Source organism: Rhodoplanes roseus (assembly GCF_003258865.1).
GTDB lineage: Bacteria > Pseudomonadota > Alphaproteobacteria > Rhizobiales > Xanthobacteraceae > Rhodoplanes > Rhodoplanes roseus.
Window position 1 is genome coordinate 1 of the sequence record NZ_NPEX01000134.1, and the last position, 15,318, is coordinate 15,318.

The window sequence follows — 15,318 nt, forward strand, 5'->3', positions numbered from 1 at the left end:
GGGCGGGTGTCTGCGCGGCGTCGAGGGCCACGTCGACGGGCTGGCCGACCCGCAGGGCGTCCGGCCGGTCCGGCAGGCGTCGGCGGTCTTGCGGTCGAACACGGCGATGCGGTGTCGGCGGCACAGCGCGGCGAGCGTGTCCGGGTCCACGGCCCCGAGGTCGAGCACCAGCGGGCGGCCGCGTAAATCCGGGTCGTTGCGGACGAGGTCGTGGCCGAAGGCGATGCCGGTGCGGTCGACCATCACGAGATCGGCCCCGGTCGCGGCGATCGCCGCCATGGCGCCCCGGTAGGGCGCGATCATGACGGTCGCCTGGACCAGCCGCAGCGGCAGCGCCACGGCGAGCGCCAACACGGTCGTCGCCGTCACGGCCAGCACGGCGGCGCGGCGCTCGCCCGGCGCGGCCCGCGCCGTCGCGGCGATCCAGCCCCAACCGGCCAGCAGACAGGCATTGCCGATCAGGCCGTGCAGATAGCGATAGCCCCAGCCGTGACCCTGATGCGGCACCAGGATCAGCATCGCGGCGAATGTCAGCACCAGTCCGCCGGCGAGCGGCCGGGCGACGCTCTCGTCGCGGCGCACCGCACCCCAGGCAAGGCCGGCGAGCGGCAGCAACAGCAGCGGCTGCCAGCCGGCGAAGCGCAGCGCATTGGCGATCATCAGGGTGAGATTGTCGGGCCCGAGATCGGCCAGGAAGGCGACGACGCGCTGGCCCAGGAAGCCGGCGCCGACCTCGCCGGAGCGGGCGATCCCCTGGCTGGCCAGCACGATTTGCCAGTAGCCGATCCAGAATGCGCAGATCACCGCGTAGCTGCCGGCGTAAACCAATGCGAGGCCGATGCGGCGACGCGCCACGAGATGCAGCACGAAGGGGGCGACGAACAGCGGATGGAAGACGATCTGGTGCAGCCCGCAGGCGAGCGCCCCGACCGCGACGGCGCCGAGATGGCCGCGACGGTCGTCGCGCAGATAGAGGGCGAGCCAGACGAGGTCGAGCGCCAGATGCGCCGTCATCGCATAGGCCGTCATGGCGGTGACCAGCACCTGGGTCGAGCCGGCCAGCATGACGATCGCGACGATGCCGGCGTCCGGCCGGTCCGGCCATAGTTTTCGTGCACAGCGCCAGGCGGCCAGCACGGCGACGCCGGCGAGCAGCGGCGAGGTCCAGGCCGGATCCGCGACGAGGCCGACCAGGGCGCGCAGCGCGGCGTTGCCGGGCAGGTAGTTCGACAGCCACACGGTGCCGCCCGGCACCGGCAGCAGGAATTCCGGGATCAGCGCCTCGCGCAGCGCGCGCCAGTCGGGTGGCAGGGCGGCGGCGAGCCGGCCGCTGCGCAGGATCGCGGCGTCGAAGTCGGCCATCGTCTCGTCGCGCGACAACGCGAAGCCGCGCAGGGCCAGGAGCGCGCCGGCCGCCGCGATCGTCACGACCAGGGCGGCCGCACTCCAGGCCGTGACGTCGAGCCGCAGCGCCGGGAGGCGGCCGACGCGGCCGGCCGGCAGCCGCACCACGGCAAATCCGAGCAGCAGCGCCGCCGTGACGGCGAGCCACAGCATGTCGTGGCGGATCAGGTAGAACTGCGGCAGCCCGTAATGCTGCAGGCCGGCGACCAGCGGCGGCGCCGCGACCAGACCGGCCATGATGGCGAGACCCCAGCCCAGGCAGGCGCGGCGCAACGGCGCCGGCAGGGAGGCCCAAGTCGGCGCAGGCGCGGTCGGCGCACGCGCGGCCTGCCCGGCCGTGGCGCCTTCCCGTATGGCGACGACATCCTCCGCCACGCCCGTCCCCCGAACCGGCTCGATCCGGACGGGAGCCTAGACGCTCGCCGTTAGGGCGGGCTTAAGGCCGCGAGGGGCGCCGCGGCGCCGGGCGGGCGACCGGGGTGCTGCGGGCGCCGTCGAGAAACAGCCGCACGCCGCGCCGCAGCCGTTCGAGCTTCTTGGGGGTCATGCGGGCGTCCTCGAGGCCGAGGACGATGAAGCGGCGCGGGCCGAGCACGGTCGCCTGGAGGAAGTGCTGCGACGCGAACTGGGTGTCGATCGGCGCGATCTCGCCGCGAGCGACCGCCTCGTCGAGAATCTTGCAGACGGCGCCGAGCGTGCGGGAGCCGGCGAAGTCGTAGAGGATCCGGGAAAGCTCGGGGAACCGGCCCACCTCGGCCGTCACCATGCGGTCCAGCGCGACGGATTCGGGCTTGCCGGTGATCCGCAGGAGCTCGACCGCGATCTGCTCGAGCTGCTGCTCGATCGGCGCGGTCGGAACCGGGGCCTTGTCGAGGGTTGGGAAGTTCAGCTCGGCCAGCCGGATCACGACGGCGGCGAAGAGGTCCGCCTTGCTGCCGAAATGCGCGTAGAACACCCGTTTCGAGACCCGGCTCTTGGCCACGATGGTGTCGATGCTGGTCGCGCCGTAACCGGCGCCGAGAAAGAGGTTCGTCGCCACCTCGAGAATGCGCTTGGTCAGGCGCGCCGACGGGTCGGGCGCAGTGCTGCCCGCGGTTCGCTCGCGCACGGACACGGTCCTCCTCGAGGTGGGCATTGCAGTGCTCTCGCTGACACGGAGCTTACCGTTTATCCGAAATACCTTAAGATTCAAAATCTCGAGGACTAGCCTGATGGGCTAATCCTGCGGGGCGCCCGGCACCAGGCCGGCCCCGACCAGGGCGTCGCGCTGACGCTCGGCCACCTGCGCGACCGAGAAATGCTCGATCGCCTCGTTGAACAGGCGGTGATAGTTGAGCCGCGAATCGAGATGCAGGAAGACGCCGCCGAGCCCGATCGCGGCGCGGTCCATGAAGACGAACTCCTGCGGGATCGTCACCGGTCCCTTCTCGCGCAGCGCCCGGTGCACCACGAAGGCCTCGCGGCGGCCGTACTCGCCCGGCTTGACGCCGTCCGCGATGGTGCGCACCCGGTCCTCCATCACGGGCCCGAAGATGAAGCGGGCCCAGATGTTGAGGATGTCGATGACGTCGTGGTTGAGATCGCGGAACCCCCAGGCCTCGTAGGCGTGGACGGTCTGCTCGCGGTCGTTCTTCAGCAGGCCGTGATAGAGGTCGACGACGCCGGAGACGAAGCGCGGCGGGAAGATGCGGATGCAGCCGTAGTCGAGCAGGTTGATGCCGGCCGGCTCGCCGTCCTGCGAGAACGCCGTGTAGTTGCCGAGATGCGGATCGCCGTGGATGACGCCGAAGCGGCTGAACGGCAGCCACCAGGCGCGATAGAGCGCGGCGGCGAGGCGGTTGCGGATCTCGATGTCGGCGCTCTTGAAGGTCAGCAGACGGTCGCCGTCGAGCCAGTCGAGGGTGAGAAGGCGCCTAGTCGACAGCGCCGGCCAGACGCCCGGCACCCGCACCGACGGCACGTCGGCCAGCACGGTCTGGTACAGCCGGACGTGCTTGGCCTCGCGCACATAGTCGAGCTCCTCGCGGACACGCGCGGCGATCTCCTTGGCGATCTCGGTGGTGTCGATCGCCGGGTCCATGCGCCGGTGCAGCGCGAACAGCCAGCCGAGCTGCTGGAGATCGGCCTCCACGGCCGACTGCATGTCCGGATACTGCAGCTTGCAGGCGAGCCGGGCGCCGTCGTGCGAGGTGGCGCGATGGACCTGGCCGAGCGAGGCGGCGGCGGCCGGCTTGTGCTCGAAATTCGCGAACTTCTCGGTCCAGTCCGGCCCCAGCTCCGCCTGCATGCGGCGCTTGACGAAGGCCCAGCCCATCGGCGGCGCCTCGCTCTGCAGCTTGGCGAGCTCGGCCGAATATTCGGGCGGCAGCAGGTCCGGGATGGTGGCCATCAGCTGGGCCACCTTCATGATCGGGCCCTTCAGGCCGCCCAGCGCGGCGGCCAGATCGGCCGCGCCGCTCTCGCGGTCGTGGCTGCCGCTGAGGATGCGGTTCGCCGCCAGCCGCGCCGCGACGCCGCCGACATTGGCGCCGACCCGCGCGTAGCGCTTGGCCCGGGCCGAAAAACGGTTCTTTTCGAGATCGTTGGTCTTGTCGAGATCGCTCATGACACCCATCGGCCGGAGTGTCCGATATAGGGAGCGCCACGGGCAAGCGCCACCGGTCGCGCGCCGCTACGGTGAACGAGGTTTCGAAGGCGATGCCGGGGCGGGCCTTCAGGCGGAGCCGCCGTCCGGTCGGTCGAGCCAGGCGACGATGCGGGGCCAGGTGGCGGCGAGCGTGCGGGCGCCCATGAACAGGCCCAGATGGGTCGCCGGCACCTCGAGCAGAGCGAGATCCCGGGCCGGAGTGCCGAGCGCCCGGCTCGCCGCCAGCACGGCGGGGCTGCCGACCAGCGCATCGTCGCGGCCGCCGAGCAGCAGCACGGGCAGCCTGAGCGCGGCGAGATCGATGCGTCGGCCGAGCGCCGGGAAGGTGCCGCGCACCAGCCGGTTCTCCTTGTAGAGCCATTCGACGACCTGGAGATAGAAGGTGCCGGGCAGGTCGACGGTCCAGTCGTACCAGTCGCGGAAGCGCTGCAGCAGCGCGTCCTGGTCGGGCGCCGCGGCATCTGGCGCGAGCGGCGCCGGATCGCCGTCGGGCAGCTCCAGCTCGCGGCGGATCGCCTCGGGCGAGGTCGGGGCCGGGCCCCACAGGCCGAGCATGAGCTGGCCGAGCAGCCGTCCGTCGCCGAAGCGCAGCAGCTCGGTGAACTGCGACAGCGGCGTCGCGGCGGCGAGGCGGGCGAGGCCGGACTCGCCGGCCGCGAGGTCGAGCGGGGCGCCGGCGACGACCAGCCGCCGCACCTTCTCCGGAAACCGTGCCGCGTAGAGGAGCGCCATCCAGCCGCCCTGGCACAGGCCGATCAGGTCGACCGGGCCGTCGAAGCCGTCGATCGCCACGTTGAGATCGGCCAGCAGCGTGTCGATGCCGAAGAAGCGCATCTCGGGGGTCGCCGAGCGCCACTCGACCAGATGAAGGTCGTGCCGGCCGCAGCCGAGCAGCACCTCCGCCAGGCTGTGCCCCGGGGCGAAATCCGCGACGGTGGCGCCGTGCAGGGCATAGGGTCCGCAGATCACGGTCGCGGGCGGCGCTGTCCGGCCGGCTAGCCCGTTGGTGCACCGCGACATCGTCGCCGGGTGGAGCGGCGAAAAGTCGCGCAGCGTCAGCGACGGCAGCTCCAGGGTGACGCGGTTCGCCGTCGCCCAGCCGGGCCGCTCCCGCGGCGGCCGCAGCGCCTCCTCGGTCGCCGTCATCCGGGCGATCTCGTGCACGAAGGCGGCCGTGGCCTCGCTGGCCGACATCGCCGCCAGCATCGGCCAGAACAATGCGGTGGAGAACGACGAACCCGCCATGCACGTCCCCCTGGAGTGACGGTCCGCCGGGCCGGCGACCAAGGCCGGACGGAGCCGCACGACCCGTGCCCCGACCGGGATCACAGGCACGCTGTCCGGGACCGTGTCGCGGTCTCGGCATGGAGGAGAGACGACCGGGGACGCGGGGCTCGAGCGGCCGCGCGTCCGGGGTACGCAGGCGAAAGCCTACGCCTTCCGGTCCGGCCCGACAAGGACGGCGGCGTGCCCGGCGGCGGCGCACGGCGGGGTCGCGCCCCGGCCCGGTCGCGCCGGCGCGCCGAAGCCTGTATGCTCGATCCGTGTGCAGGAGCGAGACCGCATGAGCTACATCATCACGGGCCACGACACCGCCGGCGCCGTCACGCTGAGGCGCGAGTCGCCGGCGGCAGCGATCAAGAAGGCCGACGAGCTTTTGGACGAGGGCGTGACCGACATCCAGATCACCGATCTGGACGGCCAGGCCTACAGCCGCGCCGATTTCGCCGAGCGCCACGCCGCCCGGGCGTGAGCCGGCGCGCAGCCGAGGCGGAGTCCCGGACGGCGAGACCGCTTCCTGCTGGTCGGGGACGCGGTACGGGTCGGGCGTGACCCGGCCATCGGATGGAGGCGAGCGTGTCTCTGCGCATCGATGATGCCGCCTTGGTCAAGCTGGTGACCGAACTGGCGACGCTGCGCGGCGTGTCCGAGGCGGATGCCGCGAAGCTCGCCGTCCGGGCCGAGCTGGATCGCGTGGCACCTTCCGTGCCGCTACGCGAGCGGTTCTCGGCTCTTCGAACGGCCCATCCGCTTCCGCCGCGCACCGGACAGGCGCCGGACAAGGCGTTCTTCGACGATCTCTCGGGTGCCCCGTGACCGTCTTCGTCGATGCGTCGGCGCTCATCGCCATCATCACCGGCGAGGATGACGCCGACAGGCTGTCGGACATCCTCGATGCAGACCAGAGTCGCCTGTGCTCGGCGATCTCCGTCTGGGAGACGGTCGCGGGACTCTGCCGTGCCTACCGCTTGTCCGTCGAGGGCGCGCGCGACCTGGTCGGGCTGTTCCTGAGCGCTGCCGCCGTCCGATTCGTTCCGATCGGCGAACGTGAGCACGAGCTGGCGCTCGACGCCTATTCGCGGTTCGGCAAGGGACGCCACCCGGCCGCCCTCAACACGGGCGACTGCTTCGCCTATTCGTGCGCGAAGGCCAACGCCGCGACCCTGCTGTACAAGGGCGACGATTTCTCACGCACCGACCTCGCATAGCGACGGTCACTCCGCCGGCGCGCCGTGCGGTGCCGGGGCGTGCTCCGCCGGGGCGATCGGGGCGTGGGCCGGCGCGCCGCCGGTGTGCTTGAGCGGGCGGTTGCCGGTGACGGCGCGCAGCAGCACGTAGAACACCGGCGTCAGGAAGATGCCGAACAGCGTCACGCCGATCATCCCCGAGAACACCGCGACGCCCATGGCGCGCCGCATCTCGGCGCCGGCGCCCGTCGAGGTGACGAGCGGCAGCACGCCCATGACGAAGGCCATCGACGTCATCAGGATCGGCCGCAGCCGCAGCCGGCTCGCCTCGATGGCGGCCCGCACGGGGGAACGTCCGGCAAACTCCAGCTCGCGGGCGAACTCGACGATCAGGATGGCGTTCTTGGCGGACAGCCCGACCAGCACGATCAGGCCGATCTGGGTGAAGATGTTGTTGTCGCCGCCGGCGATCCACACGCCCGTCATGGCGGCCAGCAGCCCCATCGGCACGATCAGGATGATGGACAGCGGCAGGGTCAGGCTCTCGTAGAGCGCCGCCAGCACCAGGAACACCAGCAGCAGCGCGATCGGGAAGACGATCACGCCCGAGTTGCCGGCGAGGATCTCCTGATAGGTCAGCTCGGTCCACTCGAAGTCGAAGCCCTTGGGCAGCGTCTCGGCGGCGATGCGGGCGATGGCGCTCTGGGCCTGGCCGGTGGAGAAGCCGGGCGCCGCGCCGCCGTTGATGTCGGCCGACAGGAAGCCGTTGTAGCGCATGGCGCGTTCCGGCCCGGCCGAGGGCTGCACCCGCAGCACGGCCGAGAGCGGCACCATCTCTCCGGTCGCCGAGCGCACCTTCAGCGCGCCGAGATCGTCGGGCCGCGCGCGGAACGGCGCGTCGGCCTGGACCCGGACCGAGTAGGTGCGGCCGAACTTGTTGAAATCGTTCACATAGGCCGAGCCGAGATAGACCTGCAGCGCCTCGAACACGTCCGGCACCGCGACCGAAAGCTGGCGCGCCTTGGTGCGGTCGATGTCGGCGTAGAGCTGCGGCACGTTGACCTGGAAGCTGGAGAACGTGCCGGCGATCTCGGGCGTATGCATCGCCTTGGCCGTGAACGCGTCGGTCGCCGCCTTGAGCGCCGCATAGCCCTGGCCGGTGCGGTCCTCGATCTGCAGCTTGAAGCCGCCGATGGTGCCGAGCCCCGACACCGGCGGCGGCGGGAACATGGCGACGAAGGCCTCCTCGATGACGGCGAACTTCTTGTTCAGCTCCATGGCGAGTGCCGGACCCGACAGCGCCGGGCTCTTGCGCTCCTCGAACGCCTTCAGGCCGACGAACACGATGCCGGCGTTGGACGAGTTGGTGAAGCCCGAGATGGAGAGGCCCGGGAACGCGATGGCGTCCTGCACGCCCTCGGTCTTCAGGGCGATCTCGCTCATCTTGCGGATCACCTCCTCGGTGCGGTCGAGCGTGGCGCCGTCCGGCAGGCGGGCGAAGCCGACCAGATACTGCTTGTCCTGGCCCGGCACGAAGCCGCCCGGCACGACCTGGAACAGGCCGAACGTGATGCCGACCAGCACCAGATAGAGGCCCATCGCCACGGCGCGGTGCGAGATGACGCGGCCGACGCCGCCGCCATAGGCCTCCGAGCCGCGCCGGAACGCCGTGTTGAAGCCGCGGAAGAACCAGCCGAGCACGCGGTCGAGGCCGCGCGACAGCGCGTCCTTGGGCGCGTCGTGGCCCTTGAGCAGCAGCGCGGCGAGCGCCGGCGACAGGGTCAGCGAGTTGATCGCCGAGATCACGGTCGAGATCGCGATGGTGAGGGCGAACTGGCGATAGAACTGGCCGGTGAGGCCGGAGATGAAGGCGAGCGGCACGAACACGGCGATCAGCACCAGCGCGATGGCGACGATCGGGCCCGACACCTCCTCCATGGCGCGATAGCTGGCCTCGCGCGGCGACAGCCCGGCCTCGATGTTGCGCTCGACGTTCTCCACCACGACGATCGCGTCGTCGACCACGATGCCGATCGCCAGCACCAGGCCGAACAGCGTCAGCGCGTTGATCGAGAAGCCGAACGCGTGCATCACGGCGAACGTGCCGACGATCGACACCGGGACGGCGAGCAGCGGGATGATCGAGGCGCGCCAGGTCTGCAGGAAGACGATGACGACCAGCACGACGAGCCCGATGGCCTCCAGCAGCGTGTGCACCACGGCCTCGATCGAGGCGCGGATGAACTGGGTCGGGTCGTAGACGATCGAGTATTCGACGCCCTCCGGCATGGCGCCCTGCAGCTCGGCCATGGTCTTGCGGACGTTCTCCGAGATGGCGAGGGCGTTGGAGCCGGGCGACTGGAACACGCCGAGCGCCACGGCCGCCTTGTTGTTCAGCAGCGAGCGCAGCGCGTATTCGGAGGCGCCGAGCTCGATGCGGGCGACGTCGCGCAGCCGCACCACGGCGCCGTCCTGGCCGGTCTTGACGATGATGTCGCCGAACTCCTCCTCGTTCTGGAGGCGGCCTTGGGCGTTGACCGAGAGCTGATAGTCGAGGCCGGCGGCGTTGGGCGGCCCGCCGATCACGCCGGCGGCGGCCTGGACGTTCTGATTCCGGATCTCGCGCACGATGTCGCCCGGCGACAGGCCGTGCTCGGCGATCTTGGGCGGATCGAGCCACACCCGCATGGCGTAGTCGCCGCCACCGAAGATCTGCACGTCGCCGATGCCCTCGATGCGCTTGAGGCGGTCGCGCACGTTGAGGACGGCGTAGTTGCGCAAGTATGTGATGTCGTAGCGGTCGTTGGGCGACAGCAGATGCACCACCATGGTGAGATCGGGCGAGCTCTTCACCGTGGTGATGCCGAGCCGGCGCACGTCCTCGGGCAGGCGCGGCTCCGCCTGCGAGACGCGGTTCTGCACGAGCTGCTGCGCCTTGTCCGGATCGGTGCCGAGCCGGAACGTGACGGTCAGCGTCATCAGGCCGTCGGTCGTCGCCTGGCTCGCCATGTAGAGCATGCCCTCGACGCCGTTCACGGCCTCCTCGATCGGCGTCGCCACCGACTCGGCGATGACCTTCGGGTTGGCGCCCGGATAGGTGGCGCGCACCACCACGGACGGCGGCGCGACCTCCGGATACTCCGAGATCGGCATCACCCGCATGGCCAGGAGCCCGGCCAGGAAGATCAGCACCGACAGCACGCCGGCGAAGATCGGTCGGTCGATGAAGAAGCGCGAGAAGGACATGGGGGTGTCTTTTCAGCTCGGTCGTTCCGGGGCGGCGCGGAGCGCCGAGCCCGGAACCCATACTCCCGGTGTTCGAGAGTAACGCGGACCGGGGTTATGGATTCCGGGTTCGCGCCTGCGGCGCGCCCCGGAATGACGAAGGAGACAGTTCGGGGCGCCTTTACTGCGCCGCGCTCACATGCACGGTGCCGGACGACGTCGGCCACGACGCCGTCTCCATGCCGACGACCTTGGGCACGACGACGGCGCCGGGGCGCACCCGCTGGAGCCCGTTGACGACGATGCGCTCGCCCTCGCCGAGGCCCTCGGTGACGATGCGCAGCCCGTCGGTGGCGGGGCCGAGGCCGACCGTGCGGTAGGTCGCCTTGTTGTCCTCGCCGACCACGAAGACGAAGCGCTTGTCCTGGTCGGTGCCGACCGCCCGCTCGTTGACCAGCAGCACCGGCGCCGGCTTCGGCTGGCCCATGCGCAGCCGCACGAACTGGCCCGGCATCAGGGCGCCGCGCGGATTGTCGAACACGGCGCGCACCCGCACCGTGCCGGTGCGCCCGTCCACCTGGTTGTCGATGAGCTGCATGGAGCCGCGCAGCGGCTCGCCACCGGCGCGGTCGATCAGCACCGGGATGCGGTCGATCGCCGTGTGGGCGTCGCCGCCGTGCCGGTCGTCGACGCTGAGGCTGTCGAGGGCGCGCCGCACCGCGTATTCGTCGGCGTCGAAGCGCGCATAGATCGGATCGACCGAGACCAGCGTGGTCAGCACCGGCGCGGTCGCCCCTGCCGGGACCAGGTTGCCGACCGTCACGTCCTGGCGGCCGACCCGGCCCGACACCGGGGCGCGGACCTGGGTCCAGTCGAGGTTCAGCCGCGCCGTGGTCAGGCTCGCCTGGGCGGCCTTCAGGTTGGCTTCGGCCTCCTGGGCCGCGTTGAGGCGCTGGTCGAGGTCGCGCTGCGACACCGTGCGGTTGCCGAACAGTTGCTGGCCGCGCTCGAGATCGGTCTTGGTCAGCGCCAGCCGGGCCTCGGCGGCGGCGACCTGGGCCTCGGCGCGCGCCACCTCGGCGGCGTAGGGGGCCGGGTCGATGGTGACCAGCAGGTCGCCCTTGTTGACCAGCGCGCCCTCGACGAAATGCACGTTCTGGACGGCGCCGGCCACCCGCGGCCGCACCTCGACCCGCTCGATCGCCTCGAGCCGGCCGGAGAACTCGTCGAACAGGGCCACGTTGCGCTTCTCGACCGCGGCGACAGACACGGGCACGGCCTGCGGGGCGGCGGCCGGGGCGCTGGACCGGGCCGGGCCGGTACCGAGATGCAGGACACCGGCCGCGCCGGCTGCAATAATGCCGACCAGCGCCGTGCCGGTCAGGAGGGTGCGGATAGGGGTCATGGAACGCTCCGTCGCCTTATTTAGTGAGCGTTACATAATGGATGTGGACGGGCGGCGTCAAGGGACTTATATAGCGATCAGTAAAAAACAAGAAGGTGTGTTGCCGTGGCACTCGGACGCCCGCGTACATTCGACATGGACCATGCCCTCGACCAGGCCCTCCAGGTGTTCTGGCGACGGGGCTACGACGGCGCCTCGATCGCCGAGCTGACCCAGGCGATCGGCATCGCGCCGCCCAGCCTCTACGCGGCGTTCGGCAACAAGGAAGGCCTGTTCCGCAAGGTCTTGGAGCGCTACGTCATGGTCCGGACCAAGTTCTGGGACGAGGCCCTGGGCGAGCCGACCGCCCGCGCCATGATCGAGCGGCTGCTGCACGGCACCGCCGACTTCATGACCGAGGCCTGCAACCCGCCCGGCTGCCTCTTGGTGCGCGGCACGGTGGCGTGCTCCGACATGGCGCAGGACATCCACCAGGAGCTGATCGCGCGGCGCCGCGAGGGCGAGCGCATGGTGTGCGAGCGACTGGTGAAGGCCAAGGCCGACGGCGAGCTGCCCGAGGATATCGATCCGGCCGAGTTCGCCTGCTACATCGCGACCGTGCTGGAAGGCATGTCCATCCACGCCGCCGGCGGCGCCACCCGCGGCGACCTCCACAAGGTCGCCAACATGACGATGCGGGCGTGGCCGAAGTAACCGCCGCCTGGGTGCGTGTCGCGGGCGCGGTGTTCGATCTCCGCCGTCATTCCGGGGCGCACCGAAGGTGCGAACCCGGAATCCAGCAGCGAACTCGGATGATGGGGCTGGATTCCGGGTCCGGCGCTGCGCGCCGTCCCGGAATGACGACGAATAGTCCCGTCACGCCGTCTCCATCGCCTCCAGCTCGTCGATCATCGAGGCGATGAGGCCGAGGCCGCCTTGCCAGAAGTTCGGGTCGCGGGCGTCGAGGCCGAACGGGGCCAGGAGCTCGTTGTGCGGCTTGGTGCCGCCGGCCGCCAGCATGGCGAGATAGCGCTCGGCGAAGCCCTCGTGGGCGTTCTCGTAGACGGCGTAGAGGGCGTTCACCAGGCAGTCGCCGAACGCGTAGGCGTAGACGTAGAACGGCGCGTGGACGAAGTGGCCGATATAGGCCCAGAAGGTCTCGTAGCCGGGCTTCAGCTCGATCGCCGGGCCGAGGCTCTCGGACTGCACCTTCATCCAGATCTCGCCGATGCGGTCGGCGGTCAGCTCGCCCTCGCGCCGCTCGGTGTGGATGTCGCGCTCGAACGTGTAGAAGGCGATCTGCCGCACCACCGTGTTGAGCATGTCCTCGACCTTGCCGGCCAGCATGGCGCGGCGGCGCTTCTTGTCCTTGATGCCGGCCAGGAGCTTGCGGAAGGTCAGCATCTCGCCGAACACGCTGGCCGTCTCGGCGAGCGTCAGCGGCGTCGGCGCCATCAGCGGGCCGTTCTTGGCGGCCAGCACCTGGTGGACGCCGTGGCCGAGCTCGTGGGCGAGCGTCATCACGTCGCGCGGCTTGCCCTGGTAGTTGAGCAGCACGTAGGGGTGCGCCGACGGCACGGTCGGATGCGCGAAGGCGCCGGGCGCCTTGCCGGGGCGGGTCGGCGCGTCGATCCAGCGGTCGGTGAAGAAGCGCTCGGCGATCTCGGCCATTTTCGGCGAGAACTGGCCGTAGGCCGACAGCACCGCGTCCTTCGCCTGGTCCCACGGGATCGTCGGCGTCGCCACCTTGGGCAGCGGCGCGTTGCGGTCCCAATGCGCCAGCGTCTCCTTGCCGAACCAGCGCGCCTTCAGGGCGTAGTAGCGGTGCGACAGCCGCGGATAGCTGTCACGCACGCTGCCGACGAGGGCTTCCACCACCTCTCGCTCGACCCTGTTGGCGAGATGCCGCGAGTCGGCGATGTCGGCGAAGCCGCGCCAGCGGTCGGAGATCTCCTTGTCCTTGGCGAGCGTGTTGGTGATCAGCGTGAAGGTGCGCAGGTTCTTGCCGAACGTCTCGGCGAGCGCCTCGGCGGCCTTGCGGCGCACCGCCTCGCTGGGGTTCTGCAGCAGCGTCAGGGTCGGCTCGAGCGGCAGCGTCTTGCCCTGCACCTTGAAGCGCAGGCCCGCGATGGTCTCGTCGAACAGCCGGTTCCAGGCCGCGTAGCCGGTGACGGACTTCTCGTGGAAGAGCTGCTCGACCCGGTCCTCGAGCTGATACGGCTTCTCCTTGCGGACGTCCTCGATGAACGGCCGGTAGTGGCCGAGCGCCGGATCCGCCATGGCGGCCGCCATCAGCGCGTCGTCGATGCGGTTGAGCTCCAGCGCGAAGAACAGGAGATGCGACGAGGCCGCCGTGATCTGGTCCTGCACGTCGCCGTAGAACTTGGCCCGCACCGGGTCGGTCGTGTCGCCGGCATGCACCAGGCCCGCATAGGAGATCAGCCGGCCCAGGAGGTCGTCGAGCGCCTCGAGCTGCTTGATCGCGCCGGCGAGCGCGCGGCCGGCGTCGGGCTGCTGCGCCATGCCGGCGAGCCGGCCCTTGAAGGCCTCCTCGAAGGCGATGCAGCCGGTGCGGGCGCGGTCGAGATCACGCCGCACCTCGGCCGAGTCGATGCCGGGATAGAGGTCGGCGAGGTTCCACTCGGGCAGGGCGCCCAGCGGGGCGGCGGGGGCGGCGGGAGCGGTCGTCACGGTCGCGGTCGTCACGGTCATTGCGAAAGCGGTCCTTGCAGCGGCAGTGCGGGCCGTCCGGCCCTCGGCTGGCCCGCATCGTAGGGGGACGGGGCCGGAGAGGCAAAGCATGGCGGCCTCGGGCGCCGCAGCGCGCGCCCGGAGCGCCGGGGCGATGCAGCAGCCCGTCGTGGGGCATGTCGACTTCCCATCAATCCTGACAGAACTGTCTACTTTCGAAACGATCGAAAATCGGATCGATTCGAGACGGGTCCGAACATCGCGTCGAAACAGCGGATTGCGGGCGTCGGGATTGTCTTGTCTGTCCGACATGAAGACTTGGAATTGTTCTTCTGCCAAACTGGCATTTCTCTAATCTATTATTTTTGAAAGAGATTTCTGTTGGCTTGCGAGGCGCCGCCGCGATACGGTCCGGCGTACTCCAGTACTCATCGCGGACCCGCGCCGGGGCGATGCTTCGGCCTCCGGGATCCTGTTGCCAACGACCCCCGTTGAAGACCCGACCATGAGCGTGAACGTCATTTTCGGATCCGACGCCGGTGCCACCCGGGGCGTCGCCTCGCGGATCGCCAAGCGTGTGCAGGGCAAGGCCATCGACGTCGCCCAGGCTACCAAGGCCGACTTCGAGAGCTGCAGCCTGCTGATCCTCGGCTCGCCGACCTACGGGGCCGGCGATCTCCAGTCCGACTGGGAGCTCGGCGGCACCGACAAGCTCGAGGCCGCGAATCTCGCCGGCAAGACGGTGGCGCTGTTCGGCACCGGCGACCAGGTGAGCTACCCGGACAGCTTCGTCGACGCGATGGGCCTCCTGTACGACCAGGTGGTCGCCAAGGGAGCCGTGGTGGTCGGCTTCACCGACACGGCCGGCTACGACTACACGGCGTCGAAGGCGGAGCGCGACGGCAAGTTCGTCGGCCTGGCGCTCGACGAGGACGGCGAATCATCGAAAACCGAGAAGAGGATCACGGCATGGGTCAGCCAGCTTCTCTGACCGCCACGCTCGGGATCTTCCGGCATCACCTCTACGAGCTGTCGAAGGGGATGCGGCCGCTGGTCCTGATGACCGTGAACGCCGAGGCGGCGAAGCCGATCGTCGACCATCTGGTCGCCACCGGGGTCGCGCATCACGTCCACGAGGCCTGCCGGTCGCGCTTCAACGTGGTGTTCGGCCGGCCCGCCGCCGTGATGGCGGCGCAGCGCTTCATGGTCGGGCCCCTGTGCGATCTCTCGCCGGAGCACGACTTCATGCTCGGGATCCTGCTCGGCTACGACCGCGACCAGCAGTGCCTGCGCTATCTGGCCCGCGCCGAGGCGGCGCAGGGCGCGGACCCGTCCGCCCCGGCCGGGATCGCCCAGCCCGAGGTCACCGACGCCGACATCGCCGAAGCCGAACGCGCCGTGATGCACTGAGGGGCGGACACTCGCGCGGATGCTCCTGATCGACAGAGTCGGAGCTTGCGGCTTTCCCCCTCCCCGACCCTCCCCCGCAGGCGGGGGAG

The 15,318-nt window shown here is 70.3% G+C and carries 13 protein-coding genes; 6 read left to right on the plus strand and 7 right to left on the minus strand.

Features of this window, described 5'->3' with window-relative positions:
• From CH341_RS18310 to CH341_RS18325, 4 genes are all read right to left on the minus strand, one after another.
• Window positions 1-1,779 (minus strand): hypothetical protein (locus CH341_RS18310; RefSeq protein WP_111420433.1); only part of this gene is annotated, 1,779 nt, incomplete at its 3' end.
• Between the two features lie 61 nt (window positions 1,780-1,840).
• Window positions 1,841-2,512, minus strand: coding sequence for a TetR/AcrR family transcriptional regulator (locus tag CH341_RS18315; RefSeq protein WP_170149696.1), 672 nt, complete (start codon window positions 2,510-2,512; stop codon window positions 1,841-1,843).
• Between the two features lie 108 nt (window positions 2,513-2,620).
• Window positions 2,621-4,009 (minus strand): ABC1 kinase family protein, encoded by a 1,389-nt coding sequence (locus tag CH341_RS18320; RefSeq protein WP_111420435.1) that lies wholly within the window; start codon window positions 4,007-4,009, stop codon window positions 2,621-2,623.
• Window positions 4,010-4,117: 108 nt separating this feature from the next.
• A complete protein-coding gene (locus CH341_RS18325) occupies window positions 4,118-5,296 on the minus strand; it encodes an alpha/beta fold hydrolase (RefSeq protein WP_111420436.1) in 1,179 nt (392 codons plus the stop codon).
• A 319-nt stretch (window positions 5,297-5,615) separates the two neighbouring features.
• Between CH341_RS18325 and CH341_RS18330 the strand changes: the two genes are divergently transcribed.
• The 3 genes from CH341_RS18330 to CH341_RS18340 all read left to right on the plus strand — a co-directional run bounded on the left by CH341_RS18330 (window position 5,616) and on the right by CH341_RS18340 (window position 6,540).
• Window positions 5,616-5,804, plus strand: a complete 189-nt coding sequence (locus CH341_RS18330) for a hypothetical protein (protein ID WP_111420437.1) — start codon at window positions 5,616-5,618, stop codon at window positions 5,802-5,804.
• Window positions 5,805-5,908: 104 nt separating this feature from the next.
• Entirely contained in the window at window positions 5,909-6,148 is a 240-nt protein-coding gene (locus CH341_RS18335; protein ID WP_245431128.1) for a type II toxin-antitoxin system VapB family antitoxin, read from the plus strand.
• Window positions 6,145-6,540, plus strand: coding sequence for a type II toxin-antitoxin system VapC family toxin (locus CH341_RS18340; protein WP_111420439.1), 396 nt, complete (start codon window positions 6,145-6,147; stop codon window positions 6,538-6,540). The genes CH341_RS18335 and CH341_RS18340 overlap by 4 nt, the downstream gene beginning before the upstream one ends.
• A gap of 6 nt (window positions 6,541-6,546) precedes the next feature.
• Here CH341_RS18340 and CH341_RS18345 read toward each other — a convergent pair whose 3' ends face one another.
• Window positions 6,547-9,765, minus strand: coding sequence for an efflux RND transporter permease subunit (locus CH341_RS18345; RefSeq protein ID WP_111420440.1), 3,219 nt, complete (start codon window positions 9,763-9,765; stop codon window positions 6,547-6,549).
• Window positions 9,766-9,925: 160 nt separating this feature from the next.
• On the minus strand, window positions 9,926-11,149 hold the full coding sequence (locus CH341_RS18350; protein WP_111420441.1) for an efflux RND transporter periplasmic adaptor subunit: 1,224 nt from the start codon (window positions 11,147-11,149) through the stop codon (window positions 9,926-9,928).
• Between the two features lie 105 nt (window positions 11,150-11,254).
• Between CH341_RS18350 and CH341_RS18355 the strand changes: the two genes are divergently transcribed.
• Window positions 11,255-11,842 carry a TetR/AcrR family transcriptional regulator gene (locus CH341_RS18355; protein ID WP_111420442.1) on the plus strand — a complete coding sequence of 196 codons (588 nt, stop codon included), beginning with the start codon at window positions 11,255-11,257 and terminating at the stop codon, window positions 11,840-11,842.
• 162 nt (window positions 11,843-12,004) lie between these two features.
• Here CH341_RS18355 and CH341_RS18360 read toward each other — a convergent pair whose 3' ends face one another.
• Window positions 12,005-13,840, minus strand: coding sequence for a M3 family oligoendopeptidase (locus CH341_RS18360; RefSeq protein ID WP_111420443.1), 1,836 nt, complete (start codon window positions 13,838-13,840; stop codon window positions 12,005-12,007).
• Window positions 13,841-14,324: 484 nt separating this feature from the next.
• Between CH341_RS18360 and fldA the strand changes: the two genes are divergently transcribed.
• Both fldA and CH341_RS18370 read left to right on the plus strand, forming a co-directional pair.
• Window positions 14,325-14,810, plus strand: a complete 486-nt coding sequence (gene fldA, locus CH341_RS18365) for a flavodoxin FldA (RefSeq protein ID WP_111420444.1) — start codon at window positions 14,325-14,327, stop codon at window positions 14,808-14,810.
• Window positions 14,789-15,229: a DUF2023 family protein gene (locus CH341_RS18370; RefSeq protein ID WP_111420445.1), complete on the plus strand. Its 441-nt coding sequence runs from the start codon at window positions 14,789-14,791 to the stop codon at window positions 15,227-15,229. The genes fldA and CH341_RS18370 overlap by 22 nt, the downstream gene beginning before the upstream one ends.
• The last annotated feature ends 89 nt before the right edge of the window (window positions 15,230-15,318 follow it).

Bases quoted from the DNA above. Each gene is read 5' to 3' on its own strand.
- CH341_RS18320 (WP_111420435.1), bottom strand. From the start codon at position 4,009: ATGAGCGATCTCGACAAGACCAACGATCTCGAAAAGAACCGTTTTTCG.
- CH341_RS18325 (WP_111420436.1), bottom strand. From the start codon at position 5,296: ATGGCGGGTTCGTCGTTCTCCACCGCATTGTTCTGGCCGATGCTGGCG.
- CH341_RS18330 (WP_111420437.1), top strand. From the start codon at position 5,616: ATGAGCTACATCATCACGGGCCACGACACCGCCGGCGCCGTCACGCTG.
- CH341_RS18345 (WP_111420440.1), bottom strand. From the start codon at position 9,765: ATGTCCTTCTCGCGCTTCTTCATCGACCGACCGATCTTCGCCGGCGTG.
- CH341_RS18350 (WP_111420441.1), bottom strand. From the start codon at position 11,149: ATGACCCCTATCCGCACCCTCCTGACCGGCACGGCGCTGGTCGGCATT.
- CH341_RS18360 (WP_111420443.1), bottom strand. From the start codon at position 13,840: ATGACCGTGACGACCGCGACCGTGACGACCGCTCCCGCCGCCCCCGCC.
- fldA (WP_111420444.1), top strand. From the start codon at position 14,325: ATGAGCGTGAACGTCATTTTCGGATCCGACGCCGGTGCCACCCGGGGC.
- CH341_RS18370 (WP_111420445.1), top strand. From the start codon at position 14,789: ATGGGTCAGCCAGCTTCTCTGACCGCCACGCTCGGGATCTTCCGGCAT.